Source organism: Lysinibacillus sp. FSL P2-0066 (assembly GCF_037969495.1).
Taxonomy (GTDB): domain Bacteria; phylum Bacillota; class Bacilli; order Bacillales_A; family Planococcaceae; genus Lysinibacillus; species Lysinibacillus boronitolerans.
This window is the reverse complement of sequence record NZ_CP150202.1, coordinates 3,000,416-3,015,937: the sequence shown is the minus strand read 5'-3', so window position 1 is coordinate 3,015,937 and position 15,522 is coordinate 3,000,416. Positions and strand designations below refer to the sequence as shown.

Below are 15,522 nucleotides of genomic sequence, written 5' to 3'. Positions count from 1 at the left end.
AAAAACATCGTTTATTTTTTCATAAATTGAATCCCTTCTCTTTTATTTCTAGTTCAAACTTGGTAATGTATGTCATGCAGGAAAGGAAAAGGTGACAGAATGAATAAAGTATTTATGGCACTATTACTTGTAACAGCACTTGCTGCAATTGAAGGAACGATTGTAAGTACTGCTATCCCAAGTATTACGGCTGATTTATTAGGTGTAGACTTAATAAGCTGGATCTATTCCGCTTATTTACTAGCCTCAGCCATTGCGGCGATTATTTTTGGTAAATTAGCCGATTTATTTGGCCGTAAACGAATGATTATTACAGGTATCATTATTTTTTTAGTAGGTTCTATGTTATGTGGTTTAGCTCAATCCATGGAGCAATTAATTGTTTTTCGAGCAATTCAAGGTATTGGCGCAGGTTCAATTTTGCCCATCACATTAACAATGGTTGGTGAATTGTTTAAGACTGAAAAAGAGCGTGCCAAAGGACAAAGCTATTTAAGTATGGTATGGGGCGTTTCTGGTGTTGTAGGTCCATTATTTGGAGGGTTTATTGTTGACCAAGTATCTTGGCATTTTATTTTCTTCATTAATGTACCGTTTGGTTTAGCCTCTATTTATTTAATTGCTAAACATTATAAAGAACAACTAGAGGCAGTGAAGCGTAAAATTGACTACCTAGGTGCAGTATTTTTTACAATTGGCATGGTTGCGTTACTGTTTGTGATTATCGAAAACAGTAAAACACAAACTTGGTTATCAGGTCAATCGCTGCTAATGTACGGTGTTGCTCTTGTATTCTTAAGTATTTTTATCTGGGTAGAGTTGCGAGCAGAGGAGCCAATTATTCCGTTAACACTGTTTAAAAATGGACGACTAATGGTCATTAATGCATTAACTTTAAGCGGCATGTCTATTGTCATTGGTGTGACGGTTTATATTCCAATATTTGCCCAAAGTGTTTTAGGCAAAAATGCAACGCAGGCTGGTTTATTATTAACACCAATGTCTATTTTTTGGACGGTGAACTCGATTATGGCAGGTTATTTAATCGGTCGTTTAACAAATAAACGCATTATCCAAATGGGTACGATTTTACTTGTTACGGGTACATTATTGTTGGCAAGACTATCTTCCGGTTCTAGTGATTTCAGCGTTTATTTCGCTTCATCATTAATTGGACTAGGGATGGGCTTTATTATGCCGATGTTGATGATCTCCATACAAAAGGTGGCAGATCCGAAGCAACTTGGTATATCAATTGGTTTGAACTCCTTTACGAATACATTTAGCCAAGCGATTGGGGCAGCACTATTTGGTATGATTTTCAACCTTGCAACGAGTGAAAAAATGGCTTCATTAGGAAAAGGTGAAATTCAATTAAATGGTGAATTTGCAAAAGGTGGCTTTAATTTAGAAGAAGTAAGCTTTTTAAAGGACACTATTGCGAATGGCGTTAGTTATGTATATATAGCTACCTTTATTTTTGCTATTTGTGCTCTGATTTTCTCCTTTTTTGTAGCAACGAAATCCATAAGGAAGTCGCAATAGCGAAAAACAGTAAAATCCACCTCACATTCTGTGGTTAAGCAGTGTGAGGTGGATTTTTCATTTGATGACCAAATCTCAGCATGGATTTACTTTTTAAATAGCGCATCATCCATTATTTTATTGCCAGGTAGTTCCGTTAAGTATTTCGCTAGATGTGCGATTGGGGTACTGTCTAGCAATGAAGGTTCGGCTTCATTTTCTTTTAAAATATTGATTTCCTTGTTCAGTCGCTCCATTTTTCGATCTAATTCAGCTGCTTGTAGGGCAGCTTCCTTTAATTCATGTCGAATATGCTCAGGTACTTCTTTATTGTACTTATAATAAATTTTGTGCTCTAAGCTTGCCCAGAAATCCATTGCAATTGTACGAATTTGAATCTCTGTATAGACCTTTTCCATATGGTCTGACATAAAGATCGGGATTTTAATGATGAGATGTAAGCTTTGGTAGCCATTTTCTTTTGGATTGGCTATATAATCCTTCACCTCAACAACTTCCATGTCATGCTGTGCTTGTAACATGGCGCTTACCTTGTAAATATCCTCCACGAAGGAACAGGTGATGCGAGCACCAGCTATATCACGGATATTTTCACGCACCGCCTCAATTGAAGGAGGAAGCTCTTTTTTCATCATCTTCGTTAAAATACTTTTCGGGGATTTTACACGTGTCGAAATATGTTCAATTGGGTTATATTCATGAATTAACTTAAATTCTTCTTGTAAAATATTAATTTTCGTTTCCACTTCCTGTAGAGCAAATTTGTAAGCTAAAAAGAAGCGTGTTAATTCAGTTTGAAATGATTTTAAAGTGTTTACTTCTAGTTCAGTTTTCATCGTTGTTAAATCCTTTCTTTTTCGGTTTGTTCGATTTTTATTTTTGTATGGCAATGAGATAGCCGATAATTGGCGAAATTCCATAGCCATATCAGCCACTAAAAATAATTTGATCCACATCTAGGACTGGAGCTAAATGAAGGCTAATATAAGTAGTGAAATGTACTGCCATTTCGAATTTACTATAGCTCTCCATAAAATAATGGTGGATAAACATGCAAACCCAGTGATTTGCGCTGTATTTGGTTGCATTAATAATATACCTTCTATTGAGGAACATGAATCCTATCATACATGATAAATGTTTATTTATTGAAAGCATCCATAAATAAACAATTAATATAGGCAAAATAATACTAACCATATAAAAATGAATCTGACCTAAAGTTATCCATCAATGAACACCCTCTATACCATTAAACCAAAAGGGCATAATGCGTAAAATGATTAAAACAGATCGGATAGAAAGAGGGCTTACATCTAAAGATTTAAGGGTAGTTTTTGTTGAAATAACATAGCAAAAACTAATACCTGAACATATTCTGTATTCAAAATAAAGCCTATGCCATGAGAGATCATGGTGAGAGCATCCCTATAAGAAGGGCGGGAAGCATAAAAAATAATGTAGGAAATGTTGAGTATGTAGTTTAGTGATAGAACCCCCCTATGGTTTATGCTATATAATATATAACTTACATGACAATGAAAAGGTTTCGGTAATAGGGGGAAGGAATTATGCAGAAGAGGGTTTGAGGGTAAAACAAGGGAAGCTTTCCGTCCCTTGTTTTAACTAATTATTTCAGCATTTAAGTTATAACGTTTATTAAACTCATCAACGAAAACTTGTAGATCAATATAGGTTCCGATATAAGGCTCTGTTTCTTGATCGCGTAAGAACCCACATGTTGCCTTTAGTGATTTTGAAAATTCCAGTAGCATTTGTTCGTTGTCAAGCTGCACATGAATCGCAAGAGAATGATCTTTTTTATTCACTTTAAAATACTTACCATCTATGATTCTCTCTAAATTTGTTTCGTGAAATGGAAAAACATAATCCTTATAAATAAGCTTCACAAGATCCCGCCTTTTTTACAATATTCTACTACATCTGTATAAGGTAAATTGCCCCCAAAAATAGAGAGCGCACTTCCTATTGTTACATGAAGTTTTCCATTGGCTAATTGATTAAACTTTTCTAAGTCTTCAATTGAACGAACGCCGCCTGCATAGGTAGTCGGAATAGATGTCCAGGCAGCTAAATCCTGTACCAAGCTTTCCTGCATGCCACCCTTTTTTCCTTCAACATCGACAGCATGTATTAACAGTTCATCACAAAAATCTTCAATATAGGCAATGGACGCTGCATTGACTTCGAAATGACTAAATGTAGTCCATTTATCTGTCATGACAAACCACTTCCCGTCACGCATCTTACAGCTGAGATCGATGACGAGGTGTTCTTTACCTATTAATTGATTTAAATGCTTTAAACGAGCTAAATCGAGCTGACCATCATGGAAAATATAGGATGTGACAATGACATGCGAAGCACCTGCGTCAATATACTTTTGAGCATTGTCAGACGTGATACCCCCACCAATTTGTAAGCCTTGAGGATAGGCTGTTAAAGCGGATAGGGCAGCATCTTCATTACCTGAACCGAGCATGATAACGTGTCCACCTGTTAAACGATCTTGGGCAAACATTTGTGCATAGTAGCTAGCGTCATGCTGAGAAATAAAGTTTTCTACAACTGCTTGATTCGTATACCCTAAAGTACTCCCTACAATTTGCTTTACTTTGCCATCGTGTAAATCGATGCAAGGTCTAAATTCCAATAATTTCACAATCCTTCCGTGCAACTAATTCTTCTTAATCATAGCATGGAATAGAGGATAAAGGCAGAGAATTGTCATTTGTCAAAATAATGTAAAAATAATAAAGCGAATATATATTTGTCTGCGATATTTTCATGAGGCTATGGTAAAATAAAAAGATTGAAAACTATAGAAAGGACGGACCGAACATGACAGATCATTTAGATTTATTTGAACTTAATAAATTTTTTATACTCGGACGTCCGATCGTCTCTATCTTTCATAATGCGCAAAATATGTATTCGATTGTACGTGTGAAAATTCAAGAGACGAATTTGCAATATGAAGATAAAGAAATTATTGTTGTTGGTTATTTTCCCCCACTACAAATGGATGAGCAATATCGATTTACAGGTATTTTAAAACAGCATCCTAAATATGGTGCTCAATTTCAAATTGAAACATTTACGAAAGAGGTACCTGCCACCGAGCAAGGAATTATTCATTATTTATCAAGTGACCTATTCGTTGGAATAGGGAAAAAAACAGCTGAAACGATTGTTGAAAAACTAGGTGCTAATGCACTCCGTGTTATTTTAGAGGATCCAAGTGCTCTCGATGCTGTTCCGCGGCTATCCGCTGAAAAAAAAGAAGTTATTCATCGCACTATTGAGCAAAACTTAGGCTTAGAACGGGTCATGATACAATTGAATGAGTGGGGATTTGGTCCACAGCTTGGGATGAAAATTTATCAAACCTATCGAACAGAAGCCATTGAATTACTAACAGAAAATCCATACCGCTTGATTGAAGATGTGGAAGGGGTTGGTTTCTTTCGAGCCGATGAGCTAGGTGCGAAATTAGGTATAACCGGTAAACATCCTGATCGTGTCAAAGCAGCGATTTTACATATTTTAAATACAGCGGCTTTATCGGATGGACATGTCTATCTCGATGCAGAACATGTTTTACCGCTCGTTAAGGAAATGCTTGAACAAAGCCAACGACAGGAGATACCGTTCGAGGACATTTCTCAAGCCTGTATTGATTTGCGTGAAGAAGGCAAAATTTGTGGTGAAGAGACAAGGTTATATTTACCATCACTCTATTTTTCAGAGGTAGGGATTGCATCGAAAATCTTATCGCTTATCGAGCGGAATAATAAGGCTGAACATTTTAGTAAAGATGAAATTCGAAAAGCCATTGGAGAAACAGAGGAGTTACTCAATGTTACCTATGCAGAAACACAAGCGAATGCCATTGAACAGGCTTTAAATTCAGCTGTTATGATTTTAACGGGTGGTCCTGGTACGGGGAAAACCACTGTTGTACGGGGAGTCGTGGAAGTTTATGCAAAGCTTCATGGCCTATCCTTAAATCCAAAAGAGTATGCCCAAAAAGAGGAGCCATTTCCGATCATTCTTTGTGCGCCGACTGGACGTGCTGCTAAACGATTAGCCGAGTCAACAGAGCTTCCAGCGATGACCATCCATCGACTGCTTGGCTTTACAGGGCAAGAAAAAGAGGAAGAGACAGAGCGGGAAGTGACAGGGAAGCTGATTATTGTGGATGAAATGTCCATGGTTGATACATGGCTAGCCCATCAATTATTAAAAGCTTTACATGAAGATGTCCAGGTTGTCTTTGTAGGAGATCAGGATCAGCTCCCACCGGTGGGTCCAGGACAGGTGTTAAAGGATTTATTAGCATCCAAGCAGCTACCAACTGTTGAGCTAACAGATGTTTACCGACAAGCAGAGGGCTCAACGATTATTGAACTTGCCCATCAAATAAAAAAAGGAACGATTCCAAAAGAGTTAACAGCTAAAACTTCTGATCGTTCGTTTATTAAGGCTTCAGCCGATCAAGTTGCCAACGTTGTTACACAGGTTGTCAAAAGTGCTGTCGCAAAAGGTCAGGAAATCCGTAATATTCAAGTGTTGGCGCCCATGTATAAAGGACCAGCTGGTATAGATAATTTAAATAAAATGATTCAAGAGCTTATTAACCCAAATGATACTGGAACACGAAAAGAGCTGGTCTTTGGGGATGTAACCTATCGAATAAAAGATAAAGTCCTTCAATTAGTCAATCAACCTGAAAGCAATGTCTTTAATGGAGATATGGGTGAGGTCATTAGTATTATTAAGGCGAAAGAGACGATCGAAAAACAAGATTTACTGATCGTATCCTTTGATGGCATTGAAGTGACCTATCAACGAAGCGACCTTAATCAATTGACACTAGCTTATTGTTGCTCCATCCATAAATCACAGGGCTCTGAGTTTCAAACGGTCATTATGCCAGTGGTTAGAGGGTATTCCAAAATGTTACGGCGTAATCTTTTATACACAGGTATTACACGTGCTAAAAACTTTTTGATTTTATGTGGTGAACCAGATGTGCTTGCGGATGGTTTACAACGTACAGATGACCTTCAGCGTTTCACCTCTTTACGTGCAAGACTTAACCCTATGGAAATTGAGGAAGAACTTGTGGAAGTCGAGGCAGTGCCAGTAGATAATGAAGGGATGCAGGAGCCTGTTTCCGTTGAACAAAAGCTAACAGTAGAAACAGCCCCTTATATTCATCCAATGATTGGTATGAATGATGTCTCTCCATATGATTTTTTGGATGACTAAAATATATATTCCCGTTTAGACTGTCTAATCGGGTTTTTCTAATTGATGTATCGTCACCTAATATTTGGACATTTCATATACTAGATAAGTACAAAAACATAGGGAATGTATAGGGGTGACAGAATGCCAATAATGACAGGGCAGCAGTATATTGAACGAATTGATGCTTTAAAAACGTATATTTCGCTAGATGGGAAAGTCGTAACAGGAAAGGTGTCAGAACATCCTGCCTTTAAAGGAATTATGCAGAGTCAAGCGAAACTTTTTGATTTACAACATCAAGAGGCACTTCTTGAAAAAATGACCTATGAATCGCCAACTAGTAAACAGAGAGTTGGCATGTCCTTTCTTCAAGTAATGACGCCAGAAGATCTTGTGAAAAGGCGCCATGCAGCAAGGGAATGGGCATTATCTTCCCATGGCTTTATGGGAAGAAGTCCTGATTATATGAATACAACATTAATGGCCCTGGCATCAGCAGCAGACTTTTTAAAAGAAAAGCCAAATTGTTTTCCAGAGCATTTGCTAAAGTTTTATGAGTATGCTCGCGAGAATGATATTACGATGACACATACCTTTATCGAACCACAGGTGAATCGCAAGCGCTATTACTATGAGGATGAAGAAGTGACCATTGCTGCTAAAATCATTGGGAAAACAAGTGAGGGCTTAGTCATTAAAGGGGCAAGATTACTAGCGACACAGGGTGGCATAACAGATGAGCTTCTTGTTTTATCTACAAATGGCTATGATGAAGGAAAGGGATTTGGCTTTTCTATACCGAGTAATACGAAGGGGTTAAAATTTTTATGTCGACAGTCTTTTGTAGGTGGACCTTCTACTTTTGATCATCCTTTGAGTGCTCGTTTTGAAGAAATGGATGCGATCGTTGTATTTGATGATGTAGTTGTTCCATGGGAACGCGTTTTTTATTATGAAAATGTCGACGTTGCAAATCAATTTATGAATGTCAGTGGCTTCCAGGCTTACGGTTTACATCAAGTGTTGTCTCGTCAAATTGCCAAGACTGAATTTGTACTAGGGGTTGTACAATCGATTGTGGACACTATTAATATCGGTGACTACCAACATGTACAACAAAAAGTAGTGGACGTAATTGTGCCATTAGAAACGATGAAAGCATTGTTAATCAAATCAGAAGTGGATGCACATAGGGATATGTTTGGCTTTATTCGACCTGATCTCTCAACATTACAAGTGGCTATTCAAATTTTCCCGAAAGTATATCCAACTTTTACGGAAATTATCCAGCAACTAGGGGCAAGTGGCTTGATGTCCATACCAACTGAACATGCATTTGCAGCAGATGAGGGTGACCTTGAACATTATTTGCAATCATTCAAAGATAAAGGTGAGGAGCGAGTAAAGAAATTCCGTTTAGCTTGGGATTTAACGATGAGTAGTTTTGGCACAAGGCAAACATTGTACGAACGCTTTTTCTTTGGTGATCCTGTGCGTTTATCTAGCCTGCTCTATCAATCTTATCAACGAGAGCATTTAGTGCAAAGAGTGGAAGACTTTTTGAAAAATGATTGATTGACAGTTTTGAGGCAATCCGCTATGATGTGTAGGAACAAAAAAATAACATCCCTTCGTTAGGTGAGGCTCCTATGCTGGAGATACGCTACTACCCAAAAATGTCGAGAGACGCCAATGGGTCAACAGAAATCATCGAAATAAGGTGTTTTTTAACGTAGCTGGACATATTCCTATGCCGCATAGTGCTAAAACTCAACGTTTGAAGGTAACAAGCATGCAATGTTTTTAATTGCTATTTTTTGATATGTGTATTCAACACGCCTTCATTCGTAGAAGGCGTGTTTTTGTTATGAAAGGAAGGTGATGAGAAATGGATAGTAGTCCTGAACCGAATAAGTATCATTTAGGCAAACGGAAACACATAAAAAGTCATCGATTTCTGATCACCGACGCAGACAAAAGGTGATAAAGGATGACCTTTTGTTTCCCTCAATAACAAAACACGAGGTGAAATGCAATGATTAAAATCCACTATTATAATAGCGGCAGCAAGACAGTCCAACATGATTTCAATATGATGGATTTCCAACTTCCTATTCATAACGGAGACTTATTATGGGTAGATTTATATGCGTATAGTTATAATGAATTGAATAATATAGCAGATGTATTTGGCTTTCATCCACTAGCTGTGGAGGATTGCTTACATGAGGGCTCACGTCCGAAAATGGATAGTTATGGTGATTATAAATTTTTTGTGCTTCATGCACCAATCTATAATGAAAAAAGTAACAATGAAATTACAACCGTTGAATTAAATATTTTTATGGGTCCAAACTATATTGTGACTGTGCATAAACAAAAGTTGCAATGGCTAGGCAACATGGAGAATGTTTGTATCAATAGTCCAAAATATTTGGAAAAGGGTACTGATTTTTTATTGCATACCATTATTGATGGAATTACAGACGAATACTTCCCCGTATTAGAACGAATTCGAGCACGTATAGATGAACTGGAAGAAGAGATTTATGATTATCAACCGAAAGTGGTGACTGAGGAATTTCTTGCACTGAAGCGGACAATTATTTTAATTCGTCAGGCCATAATGCCACAAAGAAGAATTTTTTCAACAACCAATGGCCAGTGGAAATTTGATATTCAAGAAGAAAATATTCCATTCTATAAAGATTTGAATGACCATCTAGAACGGATTGTCGACTCTACAGAGACTTACCGCGATTTAGTTAACAGCACGCTTGATACGTATTTTTCAATAATCAGTGGTAAATCTATTGAAAAGCTGAATTTATTAACGGTCATTTCGACAATTATGTTGCCGCTATCTGTAATTACTAGCTTTTTTGGTATGAATGTACCTTTACCTTATCAGGATTCACCTTATACAACTATTGCTATCAGCGCCTTTTTAGTCATTTTCACGTGGGGTATGTGGGCATATTTCAAAAAAATGATTGCTTAGTTTGTGTTAGTCATACTAGTACTAATTGACAGCGCAATAGATTTTTTTTATAATTTTCGATAGAAAAAGTAAAAACGATGATGGAAAAAGTACGTATTTGTGTGTGGACAAGAAAGGGATTTCTAGGCTGAAAAAATCCTCACAGCAGCAAATGCCGAAAGCTACTCCAGAGTGCAGCTAATCCCTGCCGTTCACTGACGTTACAAGTGCTAAAGAGGTAAGTAAAAATTTTTACTTACAACTAGGGTGGTACCGCGAGACTAATGACAAGTCCTCGTCCCTTTTTTGGGGATGAGGGCTTTTTTTATTTTCTTCGGTAAATCGCAGGATTCGTATCGTGATTTTACAATATTAAATAGGAGGAATTTATCCAATGAAAGCAGTAGATATTCGCCGTATGTATTTGGAATTTTTTAAAGAAAAGGGGCATCATCATGAGCCATCAGCACCACTTGTGCCGATAAATGACCCATCACTCCTTTGGATCAACTCAGGTGTTGCAACATTGAAACCATATTTCGATGGACGTATTATTCCTGATAATCCACGTATTACAAATGCACAAAAATCGATTCGTACCAACGATATTGAAAACGTTGGGAAAACAGCTCGTCACCATACATTCTTTGAAATGTTAGGAAATTTCTCTATTGGTGACTACTTTAAAAAAGAAGCAATTCATTACGCTTGGGAATTTTTGACAGATAAAAAATGGATGGGCTTTGATCCAGCGTTATTATCCATTACGATTCACCCAGAAGATCAGGAAGCATATGATGTTTGGCATCAGGAGATTGGTATTCCAGAAGAACGTTTAATTCGTTTAGAAGGAAACTTCTGGGATATCGGAGAAGGTCCATCTGGTCCAAACTCTGAGATTTTTTATGATCGCGGTGTAGAATACGGCTCAGATGAGAATGATCCTGAAATGTATCCAGGTGGGGAAAATGAGCGTTATCTTGAAATTTGGAATCTTGTGTTCTCTCAATTTAACCATAATCCTGACGGTACTTACACGCCACTACCAAAGCAAAATATTGATACAGGTATGGGCTTAGAGCGTATTGTATCAGTCGTTCAAAATGTACCAACGAACTTTGATACAGATTTATTCATGCCAATCATTGAAAAAATCGAGGAATTTGCCAACCGTAAATATAAGCGTCCTGGTGAAGTAGATTTAAATGAAATCTTTGGCTCAGAAGAAGATATTAATACACCATTTAAAGTGATTGCAGATCATATCCGTACAGTAGCATTTGCAATAGGCGATGGTGCCCTGCCATCAAACGAAGGACGTGGCTATGTATTACGTCGCTTACTACGACGCGCTGTTCGTTATGCTAAACAAATTGGTATTGAAAAACCATTTATGTTTGAACTTGTACCAACTGTGGGTAAAATTATGGAAGACTTCTATCCAGAAGTTACGGAGAAATGCGAATTTATTCAACGTGTCATTAAAAATGAAGAAATTCGTTTCCATGAAACATTAGATGGTGGTTTGACTATCTTTAATGAAGTAGTGGAATCTCAAAAAGCTGCCGGTCATGATTACATTCCAGGAGCAGATGCTTTCCGTTTATATGATACTTACGGATTCCCAATCGAGTTAACGGAAGAATATGCAGAAGAAGTAGGCATGAAAGTAGATCATGAAGGTTTTGAGGCAGCAATGGAAGAACAACGTGAACGTGCGCGTGCTGCTCGTCAAGATGTTGACTCTATGCAAGTACAGAATGAAGTATTAGCAAACTTAACGGTGGAAAGTGAATTTGTTGGCTATGATACGTTAACAGCTAGTACTGAAATCGCTGCAATGATCGTCAATGGTCAAGTAGCAAAAGTCGCTTCAGAAGGTCAAGAAGCATTGGTTATTTTAGCGAAGACACCATTCTACGCTGAAATGGGTGGCCAAATTGCCGATAGTGGGACAATTTCAAATGATAGCTTTACGGCTATTGTAAAAGATGTTCAAAAAGCACCGAATGGTCAACCGCTTCATACGGTAGTAGTTGAATCTGGTGAAATGCATGTGGAAGATGCAGTGCAAGCAGTGGTCAATCGTGATGATCGTAATTTAATCATTAAAAACCATACAGCGACACATATTATGCAACGTGCATTAAAAGATGTGCTAGGCGATCATGTGAACCAAGCTGGATCATATGTAGGCCCTGATCGTTTACGCTTTGACTTCTCTCACTTTGGTCAAGTTACAAAAGAAGAATTACAACAAATTGAACGTATTGTAAATGAAAAAGTGTGGGATGATATAGAGGTCGTTATTGAAGAAAAAGGCATTGATGAAGCAAAAGCAATGGGTGCCATGGCCTTGTTCGGTGAAAAATATGGAGATGTTGTACGTGTAGTATCAATTGGAGATTATTCAATTGAGCTATGTGGTGGTATCCATGTTAAACGCTCTTCTGAAATTGGCTTCTTCAAAATTGTTTCAGAAGGTGGTATCGGTGCAGGTACTCGTCGTATTGAAGCTGTTACAGGAAAAGTGGCTTATGAAGCAGTAAAAGAAGAAGAAGCATTATTAAATGATGCAGCAGCATTACTAAAAGCAAATGCGAAAGATATTGTCACAAAAGTACAGGCATTACAAGCCGACTACAAAGAATTACAACGTGAAAACGAAGCATTATCTCAAAAAATTGCCAATGCACAGGCAGGGGCAGTTGTGGATGCCGCTCAAACAATTGGAGATGTAACAGTGCTATCTACAAAAGTGGAAGCGAAGGATAACAATCAACTTCGTCAAATGATGGATGACCTGAAAGCGAAGATGCCAAAAGCAGTCATTGTTCTTGGAGCAGTTGATGGTGAAAAAGTTATGTTATGTGCTGGCGTTTCAAAAGAATTAGTTGGTGGCAATTACCATGCGGGGAATATTGTGAAAATGGTTGCAGAAGCATGTGGTGGTAAAGGTGGCGGTCGTCCAGATATGGCGATGGCAGGTGCAAAAGATGCATCAAAACTTGATGAAGCACTACTTTCTGTGTATGATTATGTTAAATCCATTTAATTAATTCACCAAAACATGTTATAATAAAGAGAAATTGGAGATGAGCTTGTTTGCACATCTCCTTATTTCTGAAAGCGAGGTGCTGGTCATGAGTTCATTTGATCAAACGATGAAATTTAATTTTCCAGAAGAATCAATGGAACAGGAAGTCAAGCAGGTAATGTTGAAAGTTCATTCTTCATTAGAGGAAAAGGGATATAACCCTATCAATCAGATTGTTGGTTACTTACTTTCTGGTGATCCGGCGTATATTCCTCGCCATCAGGATGCTCGTAATTTAATTCGCAAGCTTGAGCGTGACGAAATTCTAGAGGAGCTTGTTAAATTTTATATTAAAAAGAATAACGAGGACTAGAAATGAGAATTATGGGATTAGACGTTGGGTCAAAAACTGTGGGTGTTGCTGTAAGTGATGCACTTGGTTGGACCGCCCAAGGTATTGAAACCGTAAAAATTGATGAGGCTAATGGTGAGTTCGGTATTGACCGTATCGCCGAGCTAGTAAAGGAATATACTATAACAGAATTTGTTGTAGGATACCCAAAAAACATGAATAATACGGTAGGACCGCGTGGTGAAGCATCCGAGAACTATAAAAAGTTGTTGGAAGAAACATTTTCACTACCCGTCAAGTTATGGGATGAACGTTTAACGACGATGGCTGCAGAACGTATGCTGATCGAAGCGGACGTGAGTCGCAAAAAGCGCAAGCAGGTCATTGATAAAATGGCAGCTGTGATGATTTTACAAGGCTACTTAGATAGCAAAAATTAATTGATGAGGTGACAATGCATGGCACACGAGCATAACCATGAAGAAGAACTACATGTTCAACACATTACAGTGATTGACGAGAACGGAAACGAGCAGCTTTGTGAAGTGATTCACGTTCATGAATCTCCAGAGTTTGGCAAATCATATGTATTTTACTCAATGGTAGGAGCAGAGGAAGACGAAGATGGCTCCGTTGAAATTTTCGTATCTTCATTTGTACCATCTGAAAATGGTGAAGATGGTGAATTAACACCAATCGAAACTGAAGCAGAGTGGGATATGGTAGAGGACGTTTTAAACGCTTTAGAGGATGAATACGAAGACTAAACTTCTAACTCAAAGCTTGGAACAAGGATCGCAGCTTGCAGTCCTTGTTCCTTTTTTATTGACACTCTTCTTTGTACAAGGATTGTTAAATTAAGGAGTGAATGCTCGATAAATGTGTGAATTTTGATCCACAAATGATGAGGATTGCTCTTAAAATGAGGGGATTTGCTCAGAAGTAGAGAAGAAGTGCTCCTAAGGAGGGTGGACCCGCTCAAAAGTAGGTAAGAAGCGCTCCTAAGGTGGGGCGACCCGCTCAGAAGTAGGGAAGAAGTGTTCCTAAGATGGGAGGACCCGCTTAGAAGTAAAGAAGAAGCGCTCCTAAGATGGGGCGACCCGCTCAAAAGTAGGTGAGAAGCGCTCCTAAGGTGGGGCGACCCGCTCAAAAATAGAGAAAAAGCGCTCCTAAAATGTGAGAACCCGCTCAGAAGTAGAGAAGAAGCGCTCTTAAGGAGGGTGGACCCGCTCAAAAGAAGAGAAGAAGCGCTCCTAAGATGGGGCGACCCGCTCAAAAGTAAGTAAGAAGCGCTCCTAAGGTGGGGCGACCCGCTCAGAAGTAGGGAAGAAGTGCTCCTAAGATGGGGCGACCCGCTCAAAAATAGGGAAGAAGTGCTCCTAAAATGAGGGGACCCGCTCAAAAGTAGAGAAGAAGCGCTCCTAAAATGTGAGAATCCGCTCGAAAATAGAAGAACCTAATCAAAAAGTGCCTTAACCCCACTCGATAAAAAACTTTTTATTAATTGACATCAAATTGTCAAAAAGGAGGAAAACGTATGAATGAAGAAACGCAAGAATTTATGATTATCGGAAAAGATGGAAAGGAACAGCAGTGTCGTGTAGTCTTTACATTTGATGCAGAGGACAAGTCTTATGTGTTATTTTCTCTTGTAGATGAAAAAGGTCAAGAAATCCCAGGGGACCTTTCAGCGATGACTTTTGATTACGATGATAATACAGGTGAGATGACCAATTTACAGCCTGTTGAAACAGATACAGAATGGGAAATGATTAATGAAGTGGTGTTAACACTACTTGATGAATTTGAGGAAGAGCCACAGCTAATTACGGTGACGGACGAAGAAGGGAAAGATCAAGTTTGTGAAGTCATTCATACGTTTTCATCTGAGCAATTCGGTAAATCGTATGTTTTGTATGTACCAGCGACGGATGAACCTATGGGGGAACGAGATATTTTTGCGGCTCAATATCTGTCTGGAAATGACGGTTCTATAGAAGAATTATTACCAATTGAAACTGATGAAGAATGGGTATTTGTTGAAGATGTATTAAACGAATTGTAAAAACTCTGAGTGGCTAACAACCACTCAGAGTTTTTTGTTTATTAATAGAAATTTTCTATCAATGGTCTAAAAATATTCTATCTGTAAATGAAATTTTTGTATTTTTAAATGAATTTAAGGGATTTTCGAGAAAAAACATGTATTTCTCCTCTTCGCTTTCTGAATTTTTTAATAAATAGAATAAAAGAGGCATTGACCAATTCTGAGTAAATAGATAAGATTTGTTTTAAATTAAACCAAGTAAATTTATTTACTAAGGAGGAAAT

The 15,522-nt window shown here is 38.0% G+C and carries 12 protein-coding genes, 1 riboswitch and 1 other annotated feature; of the genes, 9 read left to right on the top strand and 3 right to left on the bottom strand.

What is annotated here, in order from left to right; genetic code table 11:
- Nucleotides 1-99 precede the first annotated feature (99 nt).
- A complete protein-coding gene (locus MKZ14_RS15085) occupies nt 100-1,545 on the top strand; it encodes an MDR family MFS transporter (RefSeq protein WP_016991614.1) in 1,446 nt (481 codons plus the stop codon).
- Between the two features lie 86 nt (nt 1,546-1,631).
- Here the strand turns inward: MKZ14_RS15085 and MKZ14_RS15080 are convergent, their stop codons facing one another.
- From MKZ14_RS15080 to hisA, 3 genes are all read right to left on the bottom strand, one after another.
- On the bottom strand, nt 1,632-2,381 hold the full coding sequence (locus tag MKZ14_RS15080) for a GTP pyrophosphokinase family protein (RefSeq protein WP_036076297.1): 750 nt from the start codon (nt 2,379-2,381) through the stop codon (nt 1,632-1,634).
- Nucleotides 2,382-3,167: 786 nt separating this feature from the next.
- The gene (locus MKZ14_RS15075; protein WP_016991611.1) at nt 3,168-3,455 is read right to left on the bottom strand and encodes a hypothetical protein; all 288 of its coding nucleotides are present in this window, start codon (nt 3,453-3,455) and stop codon (nt 3,168-3,170) included.
- Entirely contained in the window at nt 3,452-4,219 is a 768-nt protein-coding gene (gene hisA / locus MKZ14_RS15070) for a phosphoribosylformimino-5-aminoimidazole carboxamide ribotide isomerase (protein WP_036076247.1), read from the bottom strand. Before hisA ends, MKZ14_RS15075 begins: the two co-directional genes overlap by 4 nt.
- A 188-nt stretch (nt 4,220-4,407) precedes the next feature.
- Between hisA and MKZ14_RS15065 the strand changes: the two genes are divergently transcribed.
- The 8 genes from MKZ14_RS15065 to MKZ14_RS15030 all read left to right on the top strand — a co-directional run bounded on the left by MKZ14_RS15065 (nt 4,408) and on the right by MKZ14_RS15030 (nt 15,256).
- The gene (locus MKZ14_RS15065; protein WP_339280187.1) at nt 4,408-6,840 is read left to right on the top strand and encodes an ATP-dependent RecD-like DNA helicase; all 2,433 of its coding nucleotides are present in this window, start codon (nt 4,408-4,410) and stop codon (nt 6,838-6,840) included.
- 123 nt (nt 6,841-6,963) lie between these two features.
- Nucleotides 6,964-8,397: a 4-hydroxyphenylacetate 3-monooxygenase, oxygenase component gene (gene hpaB, locus MKZ14_RS15060; protein ID WP_339280186.1), complete on the top strand. Its 1,434-nt coding sequence runs from the start codon at nt 6,964-6,966 to the stop codon at nt 8,395-8,397.
- Nucleotides 8,398-8,445: 48 nt separating this feature from the next.
- A riboswitch (M-box (ykoK) riboswitch) is annotated at nt 8,446-8,611 on the top strand.
- Between the two features lie 246 nt (nt 8,612-8,857).
- On the top strand, nt 8,858-9,823 hold the full coding sequence (locus MKZ14_RS15055) for a magnesium transporter CorA family protein (protein WP_016994168.1): 966 nt from the start codon (nt 8,858-8,860) through the stop codon (nt 9,821-9,823).
- 68 nt (nt 9,824-9,891) lie between these two features.
- Nucleotides 9,892-10,108 (top strand) — a binding site (T-box leader).
- 88 nt (nt 10,109-10,196) lie between these two features.
- Nucleotides 10,197-12,857 (top strand): alanine--tRNA ligase, encoded by a 2,661-nt coding sequence (gene alaS, locus MKZ14_RS15050; protein WP_339280185.1) that lies wholly within the window; start codon nt 10,197-10,199, stop codon nt 12,855-12,857.
- An 88-nt stretch (nt 12,858-12,945) separates the two neighbouring features.
- A complete protein-coding gene (locus MKZ14_RS15045; protein ID WP_004226839.1) occupies nt 12,946-13,212 on the top strand; it encodes an IreB family regulatory phosphoprotein in 267 nt (88 codons plus the stop codon).
- A 2-nt stretch (nt 13,213-13,214) separates the two neighbouring features.
- Nucleotides 13,215-13,631 (top strand): Holliday junction resolvase RuvX, encoded by a 417-nt coding sequence (ruvX, locus tag MKZ14_RS15040; RefSeq protein WP_016994166.1) that lies wholly within the window; start codon nt 13,215-13,217, stop codon nt 13,629-13,631.
- Nucleotides 13,632-13,649: 18 nt separating this feature from the next.
- Nucleotides 13,650-13,958, top strand: a complete 309-nt coding sequence (locus MKZ14_RS15035; protein ID WP_016994165.1) for a DUF1292 domain-containing protein — start codon at nt 13,650-13,652, stop codon at nt 13,956-13,958.
- Nucleotides 13,959-14,728: 770 nt separating this feature from the next.
- The gene (locus tag MKZ14_RS15030) at nt 14,729-15,256 is read left to right on the top strand and encodes a DUF1292 domain-containing protein (protein WP_339280184.1); all 528 of its coding nucleotides are present in this window, start codon (nt 14,729-14,731) and stop codon (nt 15,254-15,256) included.
- Nucleotides 15,257-15,522: the final 266 nt, after the last annotated feature.